We start from the raw sequence: 2,662 nt of genomic DNA on the forward strand, positions 1-2,662 counted from the left end.
CTCGGGAATCCGCTGGGGCTGGCGGGCAGCGTGACCGCCGGCATCGTGTCCGCGCTCGGCCGCTCGCTGCCGACCGCGTCGGGGCGCGTGATCGACGAGGTGATCCAGACCGACGCCGCGCTGAACCCCGGCAACAGCGGGGGAGCGCTGGCGGACAGCGCGGGCAGGCTCGTCGGTGTGAACACCGCGGTCGCGGGCATCGGGCTCGGGCTCGCGGTGCCGATCAACGCCACGACCCTGTCGATCATCGACACGCTCGCGACCGTCGGACGCGTGCGGCGGGCCTGGCTGGGGGTGGCCGGCGCGAAGGTCGCGCTGACGCCCGAGGCCGCGGCGAAGGTCGGGTCTCCGACCGGCATGCAGGTGATGTCGACCGTCCCTGGAAGCCCGGCGGCCGTCGCCGGCGCCAGACCCGGCGACATCGTCCTCTCGATCGACGGCACCGCGGTCTTCGACCCGACCGGGCTGCAGCGGGTCATGGTCGAGGGCGCGATCGGGCGGCGGATGGAGATGGTCGTGCTGCGCAGCGGCGCGCTGATCGACCTGGTGCTCGAGCCGGAGGAGCTGCGGCTCGGCTGACGCGGCTCCTCGAGCGCGCTCTCCGCCTGGATACGATGGCGCCGTGGCGGACAAGGCATCCGGGATCGAGACGCTCGGCATCGTCGGCGCCGGCCGGGTCGGCAGCGTGCTCGCCCGGCTCGCGGTGGCGGCGGGATACCGGGTGCTGCTCGCGGCGTCATCGGATCCGGCCCGGATCGCGCGGGCGGCGCGGGCACTGGGTGCGACCGCGGTCGACGTGGCCGAACTCGCGCGCGAGGCCGACGCCGTGCTCCTGGCCCTGCCGCTCAGCCGGCACACGACCGTGCCGTCCGAGCCGCTGCGGGGGAAGCTCGTGATCGACGCCATGAACTACTGGTGGGGCGACGGGCTCCGCGGCGAACTCGACGATCCGCGCACCTCCACCAGCGAGACCGTGCAGCGGCACCTCGCCGGATCCCGGCTCGTGAAGGCCTTCAACCACATGGGCTACCAGGATCTCGAGGACGAGACGCGTCCCGCCGGCGATCCCGATCGCAAGGCGATCGCGATCGCCGGGGACGATCCGGACGACGTGGCGCGGGTGGCAGGGCTGGTCGACGACCTCGGATTCGATCCCGTGGTCGCCGGCGATCTCGCGAGCGGCATCATGCTCGAGCCCGGCGCGGAGGCCTTCGGCGCCGACGTCGACGCCGCGGAGCTGCGCGCGATGCTGCAGCGGTTCCCGACGTCGCAGCGCGGCATCGTCGTGGCGCGTGCGCGCGCGGCGGATCCGAACGCCTGACCGGCCGCGGTCGAGGGCTCAGCCCCAGGCGGCCGCCCGCGGCACCACGAGCACGGGCACGCCCGCGCTCCGGACGATCTTCGTGCCGTGCGAACCGAGGAAGACGCGCGTCAGCGGGTTGAGGGAGCTGGATCCGACCACGAGCAGGTCGCCGTCGGTCCAGCCGACATCGTCGATCGCGGCCGCCCAGGAGGCGCCGACGCCGAACGCGAGCCCGTCGACGGCCGACGCAGGTCCGGCGATCTCGCCGAGCACCGTCGCGACATGCTCGCGGACCCGCTCCTCCCACTCGACGAGGACCGGATCCTCCGCGCGGCCGCCCGCGCCGGCGAGGATTCCGAGCTCGGCGTCCGGGCGGACGGCGAAGGACGCGATCCGCAGGCGCACCCCGCCGAGCGCGGCGACGCCGGCCGCACCGGGGATGAGGTCCTGCGCGGCACCGGATCCGCCGTACGCCACCGTGAGGCGGTCGAACCGCGCGTCCACGCGAGCCCGGTAGCCGACGGGCGCGATCGCCACGGGAGCGGGGGAGGCGTGCAGCAGCGCCTCCGAAACGGCTCCGAGCGCGATCCTTCCCGGCTCGCCGCGGACCGCGGATCCGAGCACGAGGGCGTCGGGGCGCTCCTGCTCCGCGAGCTCGAGCAGCCCGCGGCGGGCCGACGCCGCCTCGTGCATGACGTAGCGCGCCCTCACGTCGCCGCCGAGCACGCTCGCGGCATGATCGAGCACCTGGTCCGCGGCCTCGCGGTTGTGCGCCTGCCACTCGTGATCCACGCTCGCGCGCGAGAGCGGCCAGGCGGAGGAGACGACTGCGGCGACCACGAGGTCGGTGTCGAGCGAGTTCGCGAGCTGGGCGGCGAGGGCCAGCACCGAGGACGACCGGCGCGCGGTGTCCAGTCCGACGAGGAGCGTCATCGCTCGCTCCGCTCGAGCGGTCCCGGCTGGCGCACGACAGAGGTGAACGGCACGTCCGCGCCCTGCGGCGCATTGCCGGGCTGCAGCGCCGAGCGCCGGCGCCCATAGAAGAAGTAGAACGCGAGGAACACCGCGACCCAGATCGCGAACACGAGGATCGTGACGGGCCGCAGCTGGGTGATGATCCAGATGCAGCCGGCGATCGAGAGGAGCGGCGTGATCGGGTACAACGGCACCCGGAAGCCGCGCTCCAGATCCGGCTCGCGGCGGCGCAGGATGATGAGTCCGACCGACACGACGAGGAACGCGGCGAGCGTGCCGATGCTCGTCATCTCGGCGAGGAAGTTGATCGGGATCACACCGGCGAGCACCGCGACGACGGCCGACACGATGATCGTGTTCTGGATGGGCGTGCGCGTGCGCAAG

At 73.7% G+C, this 2,662-nt stretch carries 4 protein-coding genes; 2 read left to right on the forward strand and 2 right to left on the reverse strand.

All coding sequences use genetic code 11. The features are described 5' to 3' along the window. Nucleotides 1-579: trypsin-like peptidase domain-containing protein (locus tag B7X32_RS20155; RefSeq protein WP_292723836.1), on the forward strand; the 579-nt coding region annotated here is incomplete at its 5' end. Between the two features lie 43 nt (nucleotides 580-622). Beyond that, nucleotides 623-1,321: an NAD(P)-binding domain-containing protein gene (locus tag B7X32_RS20160; protein WP_292723838.1), complete on the forward strand. Its 699-nt coding sequence runs from the start codon at nucleotides 623-625 to the stop codon at nucleotides 1,319-1,321. Between the two features lie 18 nt (nucleotides 1,322-1,339). On the opposite strand, the gene B7X32_RS20165 is transcribed toward B7X32_RS20160, so the two are convergent. Together B7X32_RS20165 and B7X32_RS20170 are read right to left on the reverse strand one after the other, a co-directional pair. Further along, a complete protein-coding gene (locus tag B7X32_RS20165) occupies nucleotides 1,340-2,236 on the reverse strand; it encodes a universal stress protein (protein ID WP_292723839.1) in 897 nt (298 codons plus the stop codon). After that, on the reverse strand, nucleotides 2,233-2,662 hold a 430-nt coding region (locus B7X32_RS20170; RefSeq protein WP_292723842.1), incomplete at its 5' end, for an amino acid permease C-terminal domain-containing protein. The genes B7X32_RS20165 and B7X32_RS20170, both read right to left, overlap by 4 nt.

Source organism: Microbacterium sp. 13-71-7, assembly GCF_002257455.1.
In the GTDB taxonomy this organism is placed as follows: domain Bacteria; phylum Actinomycetota; class Actinomycetes; order Actinomycetales; family Microbacteriaceae; genus Microbacterium.

Coding starts and splice junctions, on each gene's coding strand:
- B7X32_RS20165 (WP_292723839.1), bottom strand. CDS start 2,236: ATGACGCTCCTCGTCGGACTGGACACCGCGCGCCGGTCGTCCTCGGTG.